The sequence below is a fragment of the Xanthomonas sp. 1678 genome (assembly GCF_031455575.1).
Lineage (GTDB): Bacteria > Pseudomonadota > Gammaproteobacteria > Xanthomonadales > Xanthomonadaceae > Xanthomonas_A.
The window spans coordinates 99,905-116,485 of the sequence record NZ_JAVDSZ010000014.1 but is presented as its reverse complement, the minus strand read 5'-3'; the positions used below and the strand labels follow the sequence as shown (position 1 = coordinate 116,485).

Sequence of the window (16,581 nt, the reverse complement as noted above, 5' to 3'; positions counted from 1 at the left end):
CCGCTAAGCGCTCCGCGCCGCGAGCGCGCCACCGAAGAGGACCGGCTCCCGTGAGGTCGCGGCACCCCCGGCTAACGGGGTTCACCGGAACCCCCCATTCGCGGCTGAAGCCGCTCCTACATTTTTTCTCGACGGCGCTAGCCGCCCTCAGCCTCTGCCCGCAGCGCGCCGACCACGCTCGGCCACAGTTCCGACACGGTCGGATGGATCGGCACCGCCCATTGCAGCGTCTCGAACGGCTGCTCGGCATTGATCAGGTCGAGCACGCCATGGATGGCCTCGTCGCCGTTGATGCCGAGGATCGCCGCGCCGAGGATGCGGTGGGTCTGCGCGTCGGCCACCAGTTTCATGAAGCCGGCGGTCTCGCCGTTCTCGCGCGCGCGCCCGACCTGGCTCATCGGCCGCTTGGCGAACAGCAGCGGGCGGCCGCTGGCGCGCGCCTGCGCCTCGGTCATGCCGACCCGGCCCAGCGGCGGATCGGTGTACAGCGCATAGCCGGGCACGCGCTGCGAGACGCGGCGTTGGCCGCCGTCGAGCAGGTTGGCGGCGACGATCTCGTAGTCGTTGTAGGCGGTGTGGGTGAACGCGCCGCGGCCGTTGCAGTCGCCCAGCGCCCACACGCCGGCGGCGCTGCTCGCCAGCTGCTCGTCCACCTGGATGTAGCCGCGCGCGTCGGTGGCGATGCCGGCGCGGTCCAGGCCCAGGTCGTCGGTATTGGGCTGCCGCCCCATCGCCAGCAGCACATGGCTGGCGACCACTTCCGGCGCGCCCTCGCGGCAATCCACCTGCACCGCCACGCCCTGCGCATGCGGCGCGAACGCGATGCACTGCGCGCCGGTCCGCACCGCCACGCCCTCGCCTTCCAGCACCGTGCGGATGCAGGCGGACACGTCCTCGTCCTCGCGCGCGATCAGCCGCGGCTGCTGCTCGACCACGGTCACCTGCGCGCCGAGGCGGCGGAAGATCTGCCCGAATTCCAGGCCGATGTAGCTGCCGCCGATCACCGCCAGGTGCCGCGGCACCTCCTGCAACTGCAGGATCGAGGTGTTGGTCAGGTAGGCGATCCGTTCCACGCCGGGCAGCGCCGGCACGTGCGCGCGGCCGCCGACATTGAGGAAGATCTTCGGCGCGGTGATGATCTCCTCGCCCACGCGCAGCCGTTGCGGCGCCTCGAAGCGGGCATGGCCGCGCAACAGGGTCAGCCCGCGCATGCCGCCCAGCCACTGCTCCAGGTTGTCGCGCGCGCTGTGCGTCACCGCATGCGCGCGCGCCATCACCCGCGCGATGTCGATGCCGACGTCGCCCTGCAGCTGCACGCCGTAGTCGGCCGCGCGCCGCGCCAGGTGCGCCACGCGTGCGCTGGCGACCAGGGTCTTGGTCGGCATGCAGCCGGTGTTGACGCAGGTCCCGCCGACCAGCTGCCGCTCGACCAGCGCCACCTGCATGCCGGCCGCGACCAGGCGCGCCGCCAGCGACGGACCGGCCTGGCCGGCGCCGACCACGATCGCGTCGAACGCGCGACTCATCGCAGCAGCGCCATCGCCAGCACGCCCAGCGCGATCGCCGCCGCATCCTCGAGCAGCGCGGCCGGCAGGTCGCGACCGAAGCGCCGCGCCATCGCCGCGCGCGCCGCCGCACCGCCGAGCGTGCCGAGCACCGCGCCCAGCGCGCCGGCGACCATCGCCGCCACCCACAACCCGCCCGCCATGCCCACCGCCGCGCCGCACAGCGCGCCCATCGCGATGCGCGTGCCGAACTGCACCGGCACCTTGCGGCTGGGCGTGCCCGGCAACTGATCGGTGACGAGTTCGCCGATGGCCAGCAGCGACACGATCCACGGTGTGAAGCGCCACCCCAGGAACGCCAGCGGCGTCCCGACCAGCGGCAGCACGCCCAGGCTGGCCGCCCAACTGACCACCGCCGGCGCAGTCATGGCGCGCAGGCCCGCGACGATCCCGATCAACAGTGCGACGACGAGCAGGCTCATGATGGCGACTCCGGCAGCTGACGCAGGGACATCCGGGAGAAGCTGGCGCACGCGGCGTACAGCGCGCGGCAGCGACGCTCGAGTATAGGCACGACTGCGGCGCGCCCGCCATGCGATGCCGATTTGCGCACGCGCATGCAATGCGGGTCAGGAAGGCTTGGCCGGCCTGGTTCGCTTGGCGGACTTGGCCGGTTTCTTCGCCGCCCTGGTCGGCGCGGCGGGTTTGGCGGCGTTGGCGGGCCTGGGCGACGGCGCTGGCCTGGGCGGTTTTGTCGGTTTGGCCGCCTTGGCCGCCTTGGTCGCCTTGGTCGCTTTGGTCGCCCGGGTTGTCTTGGTCGACTCGGCAGCTTCACCTGCCTTGGTCGCGCTGGCCGTTTTCGTCGGCTTGCTCGATGCGCTCGGTTCGGCCGTTTTCCTCCCTTTCGCAGAGCGCGTTGGCTTGTCGGCCTGCGTTGACTCGCCCGACTTCGCGGGCTCCACGGCCTTCGCGATCCTGCCGGTTTTCGCCGAGCGGCTTGTCGCATCGGCGCCCGGCGTGACAGCGTCGTCGCGCTGCGCCAGCGCCTTCAGCGTGACCCAGGTCGGCGCATGATCGCTGGCATGCGGCAGGTCGCGTACCCAACGGTCCACGCCGGCGTCGCGCAGGCGCGCGGCCAGCGGCGGATTCAGCAGCAGGTGATCGATACGCAGGCCGGCGTTGCGTTGCCAGTGCTGGCGGAAATAGTCCCAGAACGTGTAGATCCGCGCATCGCCGTGCACCTTGCGCAGACTGTCGGTCCAGCCCTGCGCGAGCAGTTCCGCATAGGCCTGGCGGCTCTCCGGCTGCAGCAGCGCGTCGCGCCGCCACGACTTGGGATCGTAGATGTCCTCGTCGGTCGGCACCACGTTGAAGTCGCCGATCAAGGCCACCGGATGCGGCAGCGCGACCAGTTGCCGCGCATGCCGCTGCAGCCGCGCGAACCAGTCCAGCTTGTAGTCGAACTTCGGCCCCGGACGCGGATTGCCGTTGGGCAGGTACAGGCAGCCGACCAGCACCCCATGCGCCATCGCCTCCAGATAGCGGCTCTGCGTATCGCGCGCATCGCCCGGCAGGCCGCGCCGGCTTTCCACCGGGTCGCTGCCCTTGGCCAGGATCGCCACCCCGTTCCATGCCGATTGCCCCAGCCACAGTGCGCCGTAACCGGCGGCATGGATCTCGTCGATCGGGAAGCCCGCATCCACGCTCTTGAGCTCCTGCAGCCCGACGATGTCCGGCGCCTCGCGCCGCAGCCACTCCAGCAACTGCGGCAGGCGGCTGCGGATGCCGTTGACGTTGTAGGTAGCGATCTTGAGCGTCTTCATCGCGTGCGCCATTGCAGAACCGGCCATCACCTTGCCCAAGCTAGGCTCGGCGCATCGTGAAAACCGGGAGCGCCGCATGACCCCACTCGACAAACCGTTGCGCCGGGAACTGGAGATCGACGGCACGACCTATACGCTGACCATCGACCCGGACGGCCTGAAACTCACCGAAAAAGGCCGTCGCAAGGGCCTGACGTTACGCTGGAGCGAGCTGGTCAGCGGCGACGCCGCCCTGGCCACCGCCCTGCAGGCCTCGCTCGCCGCCGCCAAGTGAGCGCGCCGCGCAGCCGCCCGCATGCTGCGCGGCAGCGTAGACAAAGCATCGCCATCCCGCGCCGGGCGGCCAGCGGCAGGATGCCAACCGCCATGGGCAGTGGTATTTTCGATCGGCCAGCAGCGAGCAAGGAGCAGGACGGATGCGAGCGAACAGTGGAACGTGGCGCGGACAGGGCCTGCACCCGGGATCGCAGGACGTGCAGTCCCAGCGCAAGCAGCTACCGCTCCCACGCTGGAAGCACACGCTAGCGGCGGGCGCGCTGATCCTGGCGGCGCTGCCGCTGATCGCGCCGGCCGGCAATGCCGACACCCCGCAGGACACGCTGCAGATCGCGACCAGGACCCGTCATGCGCCGGGAACGCCGCAATGGCGCCAGATCCACGACTGGCTGGCACAGCACCTGGCCGCCATGGACGGCAAGCCCAAGGGCGATCCCGAGCGGCTCGGCACCATCACCCTGGCCTACAGCACGACCAGGCCGATGACGACCGGCCCGATCCCGCAACCCGTGCCCCTGCCCGCGACCGGCATGCCCGGCGACACCATCGGCATCGCGTCGTGCGCGCAGGGCCACCTGCAAACGTGGAACTACGTCATCGACGACAGCCAGGACCATCGCTGGATCCTGCAGTCCTACTCGCTGAAGCAGGCCGCCTCCTGTCCGGACGGCGCTCGCCAGGGCTGACGTGCTGCCCCACGGTTTTACGCCGAGGAAAGCCGGCCCGAGTGCGGGCCAGCACTTTTCTGTCGGTCTTCTACTCCCCGTAGGAGCGGTTTCAACCGCGGCAACCGAAGCAGCGGAACTGCAGCATCCGACGATGGGTCGGGACTGATGACCCGAAGGCACCCAGAGCCCTCCTACAACGCACCCAGCAGAGTGCCTTTGTGGGAGCGACTTCAGTCGCGACGCGCTTTCCCGGTAGCTCAGTCGCGACTGAGTCGCTCCCACAGATGGCACCTGATCGGCCCTGACCGGATCGGACGCAGCAATGGCCCACCCCGCAGGGATGATCCGCCAGCGGCGTGGCGCTCCCGGCCTGCGCTCAACGCTTGGCGAAATCGCCCGGCCCGGAAAGCGCGTCGGGATGTTGCAGGGTCAACACACACTCGAAGAAGGGCTGCATCTCGGCCCATCCCAGCCTGCGGTTGCGCGCCTGCACCAGCGCACGCCCGATCTCCACGACGTCGCCCGGCTCGTGCAGGCGCACGACGAACGCACTGCGCGAGTCGGCCTCGGCATGGCTGGCGTGGTCCTGGTGGTTGTAGGCATGGAATTCGAGAATGGCGCCGGGTGCGGCGACATTGAAGCCGGGGCCTGCGCATTGCCTGGCTCCGCTGGACTCCTCGCGCATGGCATGGCCCTCGGCATAGCTGTCCTGGAGCGTGTGCAACAGCGAGCCGAATGCCACATCGTCCACGCTCGCGCGAAGCCCGCCGCTGGCGCCGAGCGTGAACAGGTCCAGCAGTCGCCATTCGCTGCGGCCGAACGCCTGCTGCAGGGTCGGATTGGCGATGTCCTTGAGCCGCGTATCCAGCACGTACTCGCCTTGCGAAGCGCGCCAGGTGAATTCGATCCAGCCCATGATGCGCTGCTTGGTTTCCAGTGCGGCCTCGCCATCGCGAAGCGCCATCGCGTGCAGGAACTGCAGGTCGCCGAAGTGCGTGCGGTACAGCATCGCATCGCCAGGACCATATTCCTTGCCTGCCGCGGCGCCCTTGTTGGCATCCATGAACAACGCGACCCAACAGCTGGGTTGCGTCTCGAAGCGGATCGTGTCGCGCGCCTTGCATTTGCTTCCGCGCGGCTGCACGCCAATGACCCGAAACGGCGGATCGTCGTTCCAGCGGACCCCGGCCAATACCGCCGCCGGTGCGCTCAACGCTTGTCCACCGGCGCAAGCATCGGCCTCGCAACCATAAATGCGGTTGGTGATCTCTTCGTGCACCGGCTCGGCGAACGCGTACAGCGAGCGCTGCGCAACAAACCGCTCGAGGTTCACATAGAAACTCGACGTGATGCCGGCCAGCCTGCGCTCCTCCGGGGTGGAGTGCGTATACAGCTTGTAGGCAATGGCATCGCCACTCAGCAGGACCGTCAGCGCGCACGAGGCGAGCGCCATCGAAAGCAACCGTTTCATCAGAACCCCCTAGCTCCGATCGGACAGCCGCACGATAGCGAGCGGCGCAAACGCCACTGGTACCGATGCCGCAAAAGGACACGCGCCCGCATGCAGGTCGAACGCCCCTGCGCCCCCGGCAACCTCGAAACCAAGACCCCGCACCGACTATAGGTTTCAAGAAGGGGATTTTCCAGAGGTTGGTCACAATAAAAAGTAGACAAACAGCAACTCCAGCGCCATCCCGGCCTCCGATCGGCAGTGGGAGCGATCGGCCATCGCGACACGCCCGGGACCGGCCACTCCTGCGCCATCCCCTGGGCGAAGCCATGGCGCCATACTCTTCGCTGCAAGCAACCGCGTGTCGATTCCGACCACCCTCGCACGTCGTATCCAGCAAGGCGCCTATCCCGGTGCGCCGAACCCCGGAGGTTCCCATGTCGTATGTCGATGGTTTCGTACTGGCGGTGCCCACCGCCAACAAGGAGAAGTTCCTGGAACACGCCCGCGTCGATTCGGTGTTCATCGAGCACGGCGCGCTGCGCGTGCTCGAATGCTGGGGCGACGACGTGCCGCACGGCCAGCAGACCGACTTCTTCCGCGCGGTGGAGGCCAAGGACGACGAGACGGTGGTGTTCTCGTGGATCGAGTGGCCGGACAAGGCCACCCGCGATGCCGGCATGAAGAAGATGATGGAGGATCCGCGCATGGATCCGGCGGTCAACCCGATGCCGTTCGACGGCAAGCGCATGATCTACGGCGGCTTCGTGCCGGTGCTGGAATTGAAGAAATAAGGCGCAAGCGACGACGCGCGACGACCGCTGCGCCGCCACCGCGGCATGCGGTTCGCGCATGCCGCTGCATGCCGCGCTGCGACGACGCCGCAGCGCGGCGGCGGCTCAGAACCTGTAGCTGAAGCTCAGCGTCGCGCTGCGCCCTGCGGCGTAGTACAGGTTGCTGTACTCGTCCAGCACGAAGTACTTGCGATCCAGCAGGTTGCTCGCGTTGAACTGCAGCGCGGCCTGCGCGTTGATGTCGTAGCGTGCCATCGCATTGAGCAGGGTCACCGAGGCCTGGTCCACGCGCTGCGGGCCGTCGGGGCCGTCCACCGCGGCGTGGCTGGCGGACTGCCAGTTGGCGCCGCCGCCCACGGTGAGCCGGTTCCATGCGCCGGGCAGCCGATAGGTGGTGAACACGCGCACCAGCGTGCGCGGCAGCGCGGTGCGCAGGTCGGCGCCGTCCGGGCCTTCCAGTTCGAAATGCGACCAACCGAATGACGCGCTCCAGTCTTCGCTCAGTTCGCCCGACGCTTCCAGTTCGAAACCGCGCGAGCGCGTGCCGTCCACCGCCACGTAGGCCTGGGTCAGGCCGTCGGGCAGGGTCTGCCCGACCTCGGCCTCGGCCACGTTGTCCTGGCGGGTGTCGAACAGCACCAGCGCGGTGTTGAGGCGGCCGTCGAAATGGCGGCCCTTGATCCCGATCTCGCGGCTGCTGCCGAGCACCGGATCGAGGAAGCTGCCGTCGCGGCGCCGGTTGTCCTGCGGATCGAAGATCTCGGTGTAGCTGACGAACGCCGAATACACCGGGGTGATCGCGTAGACCAGCCCGGCATAGGGCACGGTCTTGCGGTGGTCGTGGCGGAACACGCCGCTGTAGAGGTCGTCGGTGTCGTTCTTCCAGCGGCTGTAGCGGGCGCCGGCGATCAGCGTCAACGGCTCGGCCAGCGACAGGCGCGCGGCGGCGTAGGCGCCCTGCTGGTCGGTGCGGATGTCGGTGGCCTTGTCGGCATCGGCGGCGAACTGCGGAAACGGGTAGCGGCCGTCCCACTGCAGGAAATCGCCGACCGGCGCCAGCGCCTCGGTGGCGTTCACCCACGAGCGCTTGCTGTAGCGCGAACCGCTCAAGCCCAGCACCAGCTCGTGCTCGCGGCCCCAGGCGCGGAACGGCCCGGACGCGTACACGTCCACCATGTTCTGCAGGCCGCGGTCGCGGCTGCGGTAGGCGGACGGCTCCACGGTCTCACCGCTGACGTGGTTCGGGAACCCGTAGACGTAGAACAGCGCCATGTCGCCGTCGGTGGCGCGGTGGCTGGCCAGCGCGCGCAGCGACCAACCATTGCCGAACGTGTGCTTGAGGTCGGCGAAGGCGGTGGCGGTGGTGGTGTTCCAGAAGGTCCAGTCCGCGGCGCTGCTGAAACCACGCGGCCATTCCAGGAAACTGCCGTCGTCGTAGAACACCGGGTAGGTGCCCCAGGTCACGCCCTGCGGCCGGTTCTTCTGGTAGTCGTAGCCCACGCTCAGCGTGGTGGCGGCGCCGAGATCGGCATCGACCACGCCGTACAGCACGGTCTTCTCCTTGCTGTAGCGGTCCAGGTAGGAATCGCCCTGCTCGTAGGCGCCGACCACGCGGCCGCGCACGCTGCCGTCGGCCGCCAGCGGCGCGGCGACATCGGCGGTGCCGCGCCAGGTGTCCCACGATCCCGCGCTCAACGATGCGTCCGCCTGCAGCGTGCGGCTATCGGCGCGCTTGCGCACAAAGTTGATCGTCGCCGACGGGCTGCCCGCGCCGGTGAGCAGGCCGCTGGCCCCGCGCAACACTTCGATGCGCTCATAGATGGCGGTGTCCAGGCTGGCGTCGGCCGATCCGGAATTCAGCCCGGGCGCCACCGGCACGCCGTCGTAGGCCATGTTCTCCACCGGAAATCCGCGCGCATAGAACAACACGCGTTCGGTGTCGTAGGCGTTGGACGACACGCCGGTGACGTTGTCGAGCACATCGCGTACCGAGGTCAGGTGTTGGTCTTCGATCCGCTGCGCGGTGACCACGCTGATCGACTGCGGCGTCTGCTGCGGCGTCAGCGACAGGCGCGTCGCCGCCGCGGTCTGCTCGACCGTGTACGACCGTTCGCGTTCGGCCTTGACGTTGATCGCGTCCAGCGTGGTCGGATCGGCACCGGCGTCCGGTTGCGCCGCGGCCGACAGCGCGATGGACAGGCCGACCGACAACACGCTCAGGCGCACGGCAGCGCCGCGAAGATGGAAAACGGACATGGGAAAGCCCCTGGGATGAAGTGAGCCACAGGCAGGCGGCCTGTGCGGATTCTCACGACTGGGGCTGGCGATGGAACACGGCTTGCGCGTCGTCAAGTCCGCGCAGTTTACCTCAGGGCCTGGCGTCAACCGCCAGAGGGTCACGGCGGCGCCCGACCAACGGCGACAGCGCGATCGCACGGTAAACTGCGCCCTGCCTCCAGCGCCGCCCACGCCCCTCCACGCCATGCCTCCTGCCCAACCGCGGCCAGCGTCGCGCTCCCTTCTCGCCAGCGTGCGCAGCGTCGTCAGGCTCGCCATCTTCGCGTTCATCAGCGCGATCCTGCTGCCGCCGCAATGGCTGCTGATGCGCTTCACCCGCGGACGCGGCGCCTTCGTGCTGCCGCGGCTATGGTTCGCCTGCCTGCGCACGCTGATGGGCATCCGCGTCGAACGCGTCGGCGTCCCCCGCAGCGGCGGCGGCACGTTGTTCGTCGGCAACCATCTCTCGCATTTCGACATCGTGGTGCTGGGCAGCCTGCTGCGCGCGCGCTTCATCGCCAAGAACGACATGGAACGCTGGCCGGGGATGCGGCATCTCGGCGCGCTGGCGCAGACCGTGTTCATCAGCCGCCGCCGGACCGACGCGGCCCACGTGGCCGCAGCCGTCGCCGCGCAGATCCGCCCCGACCACGACGTGGTGCTGTTCGCCGAAGGCACCACCTCCTCCGGCGAGCGCGTCGCCCCGTTCAAGTCGAGCCTGTTCTCGCTGTTCCTGGGCGGCGACGCCGACGCCCGGCCATGGACGCTGCAACCGGTCACCCTGGACCTGCTGTCCGTCGACGGCCGCAGCCTGGCGCACGGCGGCGAGCGCGACGCCTACGCGTTCTACGGCACGATGCAGGCCGGCGCCCACGTCGCGCGCTTCCTACGCCTGTCCGGCGCCGTGGTCCGGGTGACCTTCCACGCGCCGATCGCGATCGGCCACGACGCCGACCGCAAAGCGCTGGCGCGGCAGGTGCATGCGATCGTGGCGTCGGCGCTGGTTGCCGGCCATGCACCAGACACGCCGCCAGGCTGACGCGGAAGTGGTTGATGCTGGCGGCCGGTGCGTGAGTGCGAAAGCTGCGGAGGCGCGCCTACGACAGCTTGCGATAGCGTCGGGAAGGCATTGCAGGGGGGCTGCGGCCGCTCCGGTCGCCCTAGGTTTCTGTCGCGGCTGAAGCCGCTCCTACAGGGGCGAGTGGAGGCGCTTCGTTCGTCGCGACGGATAGCCGAGGCTACTTTGCCGCCTCGCACAGCTTGCGGTTGAACCAGGTGGACTTGGCGATCGGCAGATAGCTGTCCCAATCGCTTGGCGGCAGCATGCTGCCGTTCTTGTCCAGCTCCTGCTGCAGCGAATCCTCGTCGCGGCTGGCGCCGGCGATGGTGCTGTCCAGCGCGGCCAGGCAGTCCTTGGGGCGGCCCAGGCGCAGCAGGGCGATGGCGCGATCGTTGGCGAAGCGGTCGCGCTCCAGCCAGTTGAAGAACGTGCCGCACTCCTTTCCGAATGCATCCATGCCCGCCAGCGCGGCCGCATAGCGCTTGCCGCGATAGTCGGCCAGATACGCCGCGCGCCGCTTGCCGCTCGCCGCCGCGGTGCAGCCCGGCGGCAACGCCAGGTACTCGCCGTCGAAGCCGGCGCGCGCGCCGCAATAGTCGCGGCAGCTGTCCTCGGTCAGGGGCGTCACCTCGAACCCGCCAGGCGTGCGCTTGAACGACACGCGGCACGGCGTGTCGCTGCCATCGGTGGCCTCGGCGATCTCGCCGCGCAGCGTCCCCGACAGCGCGCAGGTATGGCCGTTGGCGCCCACCGCCTCGATCTCGAACTGGCGGACGCCGCCCTGCCCGCTGATCTGCAGGCTGCCCCAACCGTTCTTGGTGCCGTACTCGACCGGCGCCGGCGTGGCCGCCGCGGCGCCGAACGCGGCCGTGCACAGCAGCACCGCGGCCCACTTGCATCGTCCTGACATCGCGTTTCCAAACTCGGGAAGGGAGAGGAATTCTGCTTCATCTTGCGCACCGCCAGCCAGCGTGCCAGAACTCTCCGCGGCCGGCGTTCCGGCCCTGCATGCACGAAAGCGCCTTCGGCTGCGGCGCACGCCGGCGCGACGCGCGTGTAATCTTGGGCAAGGCGCACGCCGGTCCCATCCGCGATCCCGCTCCCCGCCGGCCGGCATCCGAGGCAGAATCCCATCATGCACCCGCTCGCCTTCCCGCTCGTCACCCTGCTCGCCGGCGTCGTCGCCGCCGCCGCGCCGACGCCGACGCCGGAACGCATGCTGATCTTCAGCAAGACCGCCGGCTTCCGTCACGAGTCGATTCCCACCGCGGTAGCGACGCTGCGCCAGCTGGCGAGCGAAGAGGGCTTGGTCGCCGACCACAGCGAGGACGCGAACGACTTCACCACAGCCAACCTGGCCCGCTACCGCGTAGTGGTCTTCGCCAGCACCACCGGCGAGATCCTCGACCCGGCGCAGCAGCGCGCGTTCGAGGGCTTCGTGCGCAACGGCGGCGGCTTCGTCGGTGTGCACTCGGCCGCCGACACCGGCTACACCTGGCCGTGGTACGGGCGCCTGGTCGGCGCGTGGTTCAAGGGCCATCCGCCCGGACTGCAATCCACCCGCGTGCAACCCGAGCGCGACGGCCGCCCCGACGGCGCGTCCTGGCCGATCCGCGACGAGATCTACGACTACCGCAGCAACCCGCGCGCCCAGGTGCAGGTCATCGCCACTGTGGACGAAGCCTGTACGAAGGCGGCAGCATGGGCGCGGACCACCCCATCGCCTGGTGCCACGGCTTCGACGGCGGCCGTGCCTGGTACACCGGCCTGGGCCACGACGCGGCGGTGTACGCCGACCCGAATTTCCTGGCGCAGCTGCGGCAGGGCCTGCGCTATGCGACCGGCCAGGCAGCGCCGTGCTGATCGGCGCTGCCTGCGCCGCCAGATCGCCGCGATACCGCCGCTCGTGATGGCATCGGCCACGCTCCGGGACTTTGCCGCGTTCCATCGCACGACAGACGACATCGTCCTAGCGGTCACGGCCTCTCGCGTCGGCCGCAACGGCGTGGATTGCTGCGCACATTGAGGGACCCACTCGCGATCGCCCAAGTCGTCTAAGGCCGGGATCGCCAGCCGTGCATGCCGATGCTGCGTCCATGAGGCGGATCGCAGCCGCACATGACCTTCGCTGCCGCTCCAGGCCGGCAGCGCACACCGTCGCTGCCGCGGCGCGGCGCCGCCGATTCACTTGCAGGCTTGGGTCACGGCTTTCTCGACCGCCTGCATGAAGTCGCGGTCGTCTTTCATGGCCGGGTCGGTGCGGGCGCTGTCGCGCACGTGCCTGGCGCGCGTGCAGGCTTCCGGACCCGGCGTGCGCACCGAACTGATCAGGCTCGCGCCGAAGCTGGGCTCCTGGCCGCTGCCGGCAGACGCCTGTTGGCCGTTCTGGCCGGCAGGCGGTTGCGATGCCCGTTGCGGGCCTTGGCCGCCGGCAGGCGCAGCGGACGCCGCGGTCTCCCACCGCTTCTGCTCGGTGCCGTTCGCGCAGGGCACGGACTGGTACACCGTCCCGAGCTTGGGGTCCTTGCATTTGTAGGCCGACTGGGCCGACGCCGGCAGCGCCAGCACGCACAACAAAGCCGCAAGCATCCTGACCATGACACCCCTCCCCCCAGGGAAAAACGCGAGCTTACACGACTGGCTTGCGCGGGCAGCCGCGCTCGCGGGAGCAACACTACGACCTCCCCACGAGAATCCTGCGGTGTACCGAACAGCTTGCGCCGGCGGTCCAGCCGCACTCCTGGTGGTCGCCAAGCAGCCCAAAAGACGCGAACCCTCCCCATTCAGCTACCATATGAGATTAAATCTCATTCCGGAATCGACCATGTTCTTGCGTCCCCGTCCCAACCGCCTGCCTCTGGCCATCGCGTTTGCATTGGGCCTGGCGAGCCAGTCGGCGGCCGCACAGGACGCGGCAACCGATCCGGTCACGCTGGACCAGATCTCCGTCTACGGGCGCGTGACCAGCGACACGACGCTGCAGATTCCGCAGACCGTGGACGTGATCGACCGCGCCATGATCGAGGCGACCGGAAGCGAAACCGTGGGCGATGCGCTGCGCTTCGTGCCGGGCGCCTCGCGCGACGGCTCCACGCTCGATGCGTTCGGCGACACCTACCTGATCCGCGGCTTCGCGGCCAACCAGACCGTCAACGGCATGACCGCCAACGCCTTGCGCCAGGCGCGCGACGCAGTCGCCATCGAACGCATCGAAGTGCTCAAGGGCCCGGCTTCGGTCCTGTACGGGCAGCTGCAGCCGGGCGCCGTGGTCAACATCGTCACCAAGCAGCCGGAAAGCGTCTGGGGCTTCGAGGGCGCGGTGAAGTACGCGCGTTTCGACGACTGGCGCGCCACCGTGGATCTCACAGGCCCGCTGTCCGCCGACGGCGCCGTGCGCTTCCGCGTCACCGGCGCCTTCGACGACAGCAAGTCGTTCGTGGATTTCTGGAACCGGCAGCACCAGTTCATCGCCCCCTCGCTGGCCATCGATCTGGGCGAGCGCACCACCGTGACGCTGGAGGCGTTCCACACCCGCAACCGCATCGAAGGCTTCTTCAACGGCGTGCCGGCCGAAGGCACCGTGCTGGCTAACCCGAACGGCCCGCTGCCGCGTTCGCTCAGCCTGGTCGATCCCACGTTCGATCCGTCCGTGCGCAGCAATACCGACGTCAGCGCGCGCCTGGAGCATCGCTTCAGCGACAGCGTCCGCTACCGCGCCGCGGTCTCGTGGACGCGGGAAGAGGTCGACGAAGAGAACATCTTCGGCGTGCTCGGCTGGGACGAGCCGCAACGCACGCTGACCCGCGCGGTGCTCGATGGACAGAGCCGCGGCGAAGCATGGTCGGCGCACAACGACCTCGCCTGGCAGACCAGCACCGGCGCGATCACCCACGAGTTCGTGGCCGGCGGCGACTACACGCGCTTCAAACGCCACAACGCCAACACCACCGGGCTGGCCGACAGCCTGGACCTCTACGCGCCGGTCTACCAGTTCGACCGTAGGCCCGAGGTCGTCCCCCTCCCCTCGCGCAGCAGCACCAGCGAGGAAGCCATCCGCACCCTCGGCCTGTTCGCGCAGGACCGCATCGGCCTGACCGACACGTTGCGGGCGGTAGTGGGCGCGCGCTGGTCCACGTATCGGCAGGACACGGCCTCGCTGACGGGCCGGGGCGGCAGCGGCAGCTTCAAGCAGAAGCAGGACGCCTGGACCAGCCAGCTGGGCCTGCTCTACACGCCGCACGAGAACCTGGCCCTGTTCGCCAACCGCACGACCTCGTTCCTGCCGGTGTCCGGGCTGACCGCGAGCGGCACGCCGCTGGAGCCGGAAACCGGCGTGCAGTACGAAGTCGGCGCAAAGTCCTCGTTCTGGAATGGGCGGCTGGTGGCGACGGGCGCGTTGTTCCGGCTCGAACGCGAGCACGTGGCGGTCTCCGATCGCGACAATCCCAGCGCGCTCGCCGCCATCGGCAAGCAGCGCTCGGAAGGCGTCGACCTCTCCGCGCGGCTGGGCATGCAGGGCTGGACCGTTCAGACCGGCTACGCCTACACGCGCGCCAAGACGGTGGAAGACACCAACGCCACCCTGGTCGGCGCGCCCATCCGCAACGTGCCCAGGCACAGCTTCGTGCTGCAGAGCGACTACCGCTTCAGCGAGGGCGTCCTGAGCGGCCTGCGCCTCGGTGCGTCCTCCACCTACACCGGCACCCGCACCGGCGACGTGGAGGGCAGTTTCGAACTGCCGTCGTACTGGCGCATGGACCTGTCGATGGACTACGAGATCAGCCGCCAGCTCACGATGGGGATGCGCGTCGACAACGTGGCCGACAAGCGCGGCTACACCCACGCCTTCAGCACCTTCGAAGTCTGGCCGGACATCCCGCGCACCGCCAGCTTCATGGTGTCCTACCGCTACTAGGCCGCGGCGCGCACCGGCTCTTGGCCGGCTGCATCGCATGGCACCCTGGCGCTTGCGCGCGTGGCGTGCGTTGCCGTTACTGACTGTCTCGTCGCGTTGCAGTAAAAAATGACCCGTTTGAACCTGGATACGTGCCGGCAGTGGCATGCCACTCCGGAATTCCGTTCGATGCCCTGATCGCTGCCGTGGAGCGCAAGAACAGTGCGCAGGTCACCGCGTTGGCTCCATCTGCACGAGCAACCGCTAATGCGTTGCACGCGAGGCAACATCACTCCAGGGAATTGCGCATGGGCCCGGACAAGAACTCGATCCTGACCGGCGCATCCAGCTTACGCCTCAAGGCCGGTATCCGACTGCTGTAGTCGCGGCGATCGAGCGTCTCGCTGTACACATGAAGCACGATATCCCCTGTGCGCTCATCGACAAAGATCCCTTGCAGTCCTGGAACCGTTTCGTACAGATCGGCGTGATGCCGTTTGATCTTTTCCCAAAGCTCATCGATGGTAGCCGGTGCTCCCATCTTTATCACGATGGGAAGCTCTCCCCTTGCAGTTTCCACGTTCGGCACGGGCGTCACCGGCGCCGAGCCCTTGAGCCGTATCACGAACTGCAGCGTTGGCATGTCTTCCCAGTACGCGCCCGCCAACCTACCGCTATAGCGGTCGACAATGCGGGACACCTGGGCCTGGGCATGCTCCTGCATATACAGCCTCCTGGCAGCCTCCTCCATCGGGATTCCCACGCTTTGGGCATAAGACGTTGCGGCCGCCACCTCATCCTCTGAAGAGCGCGCGACAGCCCCGCGAGGAAGCGCAAGCACTGCTGCTGCCAGCATCAGGATCATTGTTCTCACAGATGTCTCCCTGGCCCAATACGGCACTTGATGTCACGCCTCAGCAGCGGCCCGCCCAATCCGAAGCAGCTGCGACTCATATCTTCCGAGATCCGAATCGCGCCGCAGCGCGCCATGGACCATGGTCCGGCGGAAGACGCTGCTCCGCGCCTTCTGTTGCGCCACATGCTAGGCATAAACCATCAGCGCGAGCAGGTCCATCAAGCCGTGGGCGATGATCGCGGGCCAGAGCCGGCCTGTGCGTGCGAACCACCATCCGAGGATCAGCCCCACCACGACCAATGAAATTGCGCCGATGGGGCCTTGGTACAAGTGATACGAGGCTCGGATCGCCGTACTGACGTTCACCGCGAACGCGCGGCCATGCCGTCGCTCCAACGCGCGTATCACATACGCGCAGACGAACACTTCCTCGAAAACGGGATTGACCAACGAGATCGCCACGATCGCGGCCAGCGACAGGTTGCTGGCGACCATGGCATCCATGGAGGGATTCACGCCCTCGGCCATGAACGCCCCGAGCAAGCTCAACGGATAGCACGCCGCGATGCATACGATCAGCAGTCCCAGTGCTTGCCAGATGTCCCGCCTCTGCCAATGGAGACCCAATGCCTGCGCACTCCATCCACGCAGCCACAGCGCCGGACCAAGCACCGCCATGACCAGCAGCTCATAGAAGACCATCGACCACAGGCTGGCTTCCGAGAAAGACGCATCGACCTCGGCCGCCAGCACCGCCGAAAAGCTCCAGTAGATGGGGAGCCCGAACGCGATCGCCACGACGACCAGCAACTCGCTCCATCCGGCAGATGACGTTTCGCGTCCTTGCATTGATGCCCTTTTGTTAGACCTTGATCTCGCGGGAAGCGATATCAACCGCACGGGGCGGCGCTACAGACGTGTGAGATTTCAGGTAGTGGAGCTGCTGAGATGACGGGAAGGCGCATCACACCGGGGTCC

At 68.3% G+C, this 16,581-nt stretch carries 14 protein-coding genes and 2 pseudogenes; 7 read left to right on the top strand and 9 right to left on the bottom strand.

Annotated features, from left to right (window positions below; all coding sequences use genetic code 11):
- Positions 1–137 precede the first annotated feature (137 nt).
- The 3 genes and pseudogenes from J2Y70_RS20250 to J2Y70_RS20240 all read right to left on the bottom strand — a co-directional run.
- Positions 138–1,526 carry an FAD-containing oxidoreductase gene (locus J2Y70_RS20250; protein ID WP_309921738.1) on the bottom strand — a complete coding sequence of 463 codons (1,389 nt, stop codon included), beginning with the start codon at positions 1,524–1,526 and terminating at the stop codon, positions 138–140.
- Entirely contained in the window at positions 1,523–1,987 is a 465-nt protein-coding gene (locus J2Y70_RS20245) for a DUF4126 domain-containing protein (RefSeq protein ID WP_263396811.1), read from the bottom strand. Before J2Y70_RS20245 ends, J2Y70_RS20250 begins: the two co-directional genes overlap by 4 nt.
- Before the next feature lie 354 nt (positions 1,988–2,341).
- Positions 2,342–3,340, bottom strand: a pseudogene (locus J2Y70_RS20240) (exodeoxyribonuclease III); the annotation flags it as partial.
- 64 nt (positions 3,341–3,404) lie between these two features.
- On the opposite strand from J2Y70_RS20240, the gene J2Y70_RS20235 reads away from it, so the two are divergent.
- Both J2Y70_RS20235 and J2Y70_RS20230 read left to right on the top strand, forming a co-directional pair.
- Positions 3,405–3,602: a hypothetical protein gene (locus J2Y70_RS20235; RefSeq protein ID WP_309921751.1), complete on the top strand. Its 198-nt coding sequence runs from the start codon at positions 3,405–3,407 to the stop codon at positions 3,600–3,602.
- Between the two features lie 199 nt (positions 3,603–3,801).
- A complete protein-coding gene (locus J2Y70_RS20230) occupies positions 3,802–4,290 on the top strand; it encodes a hypothetical protein (protein WP_309921736.1) in 489 nt (162 codons plus the stop codon).
- 358 nt (positions 4,291–4,648) lie between these two features.
- Here the strand turns inward: J2Y70_RS20230 and J2Y70_RS20225 are convergent, their stop codons facing one another.
- Positions 4,649–5,743, bottom strand: a complete 1,095-nt coding sequence (locus J2Y70_RS20225; RefSeq protein ID WP_309921733.1) for a hypothetical protein — start codon at positions 5,741–5,743, stop codon at positions 4,649–4,651.
- Between the two features lie 416 nt (positions 5,744–6,159).
- Between J2Y70_RS20225 and J2Y70_RS20220 the strand changes: the two genes are divergently transcribed.
- Positions 6,160–6,516: a DUF1428 domain-containing protein gene (locus J2Y70_RS20220; RefSeq protein WP_263396808.1), complete on the top strand. Its 357-nt coding sequence runs from the start codon at positions 6,160–6,162 to the stop codon at positions 6,514–6,516.
- 105 nt (positions 6,517–6,621) lie between these two features.
- Here the strand turns inward: J2Y70_RS20220 and J2Y70_RS20215 are convergent, their stop codons facing one another.
- Complete coding sequence (locus J2Y70_RS20215) at positions 6,622–8,772, bottom strand: TonB-dependent siderophore receptor (protein WP_309921730.1); 2,151 nt, start codon at positions 8,770–8,772, stop codon at positions 6,622–6,624.
- Between the two features lie 226 nt (positions 8,773–8,998).
- Here J2Y70_RS20215 and J2Y70_RS20210 point away from each other — a divergent pair, with 226 nt between their 5' ends.
- On the top strand, positions 8,999–9,832 hold the full coding sequence (locus J2Y70_RS20210) for a lysophospholipid acyltransferase family protein (protein WP_309921727.1): 834 nt from the start codon (positions 8,999–9,001) through the stop codon (positions 9,830–9,832).
- A gap of 199 nt (positions 9,833–10,031) precedes the next feature.
- On the opposite strand, the gene J2Y70_RS20205 is transcribed toward J2Y70_RS20210, so the two are convergent.
- Complete coding sequence (locus tag J2Y70_RS20205; protein WP_309921723.1) at positions 10,032–10,763, bottom strand: hypothetical protein; 732 nt, start codon at positions 10,761–10,763, stop codon at positions 10,032–10,034.
- A gap of 225 nt (positions 10,764–10,988) precedes the next feature.
- Here J2Y70_RS20205 and J2Y70_RS20200 point away from each other — a divergent pair.
- Both J2Y70_RS20200 and J2Y70_RS20195 read left to right on the top strand, forming a co-directional pair.
- Positions 10,989–11,504 (top strand): annotated as a pseudogene (locus J2Y70_RS20200) (ThuA domain-containing protein); the annotation flags it as partial.
- A 50-nt stretch (positions 11,505–11,554) separates the two neighbouring features.
- A complete protein-coding gene (locus tag J2Y70_RS20195) occupies positions 11,555–11,716 on the top strand; it encodes a ThuA domain-containing protein (RefSeq protein WP_309921748.1) in 162 nt (53 codons plus the stop codon).
- Positions 11,717–12,037: 321 nt separating this feature from the next.
- Here J2Y70_RS20195 and J2Y70_RS20190 read toward each other — a convergent pair whose 3' ends face one another.
- Positions 12,038–12,421: a DUF4124 domain-containing protein gene (locus J2Y70_RS20190; RefSeq protein WP_309921721.1), complete on the bottom strand. Its 384-nt coding sequence runs from the start codon at positions 12,419–12,421 to the stop codon at positions 12,038–12,040.
- 256 nt (positions 12,422–12,677) lie between these two features.
- On the opposite strand from J2Y70_RS20190, the gene J2Y70_RS20185 reads away from it, so the two are divergent.
- On the top strand, positions 12,678–14,768 hold the full coding sequence (locus tag J2Y70_RS20185) for a TonB-dependent siderophore receptor (protein ID WP_309921718.1): 2,091 nt from the start codon (positions 12,678–12,680) through the stop codon (positions 14,766–14,768).
- A 268-nt stretch (positions 14,769–15,036) separates the two neighbouring features.
- Here J2Y70_RS20185 and J2Y70_RS20180 read toward each other — a convergent pair whose 3' ends face one another.
- On the bottom strand, positions 15,037–15,612 hold the full coding sequence (locus J2Y70_RS20180) for a hypothetical protein (protein ID WP_309921715.1): 576 nt from the start codon (positions 15,610–15,612) through the stop codon (positions 15,037–15,039).
- 177 nt (positions 15,613–15,789) lie between these two features.
- Complete coding sequence (locus J2Y70_RS20175; RefSeq protein ID WP_309921712.1) at positions 15,790–16,413, bottom strand: type II CAAX endopeptidase family protein; 624 nt, start codon at positions 16,411–16,413, stop codon at positions 15,790–15,792.
- Positions 16,414–16,581 lie beyond the last annotated feature (168 nt).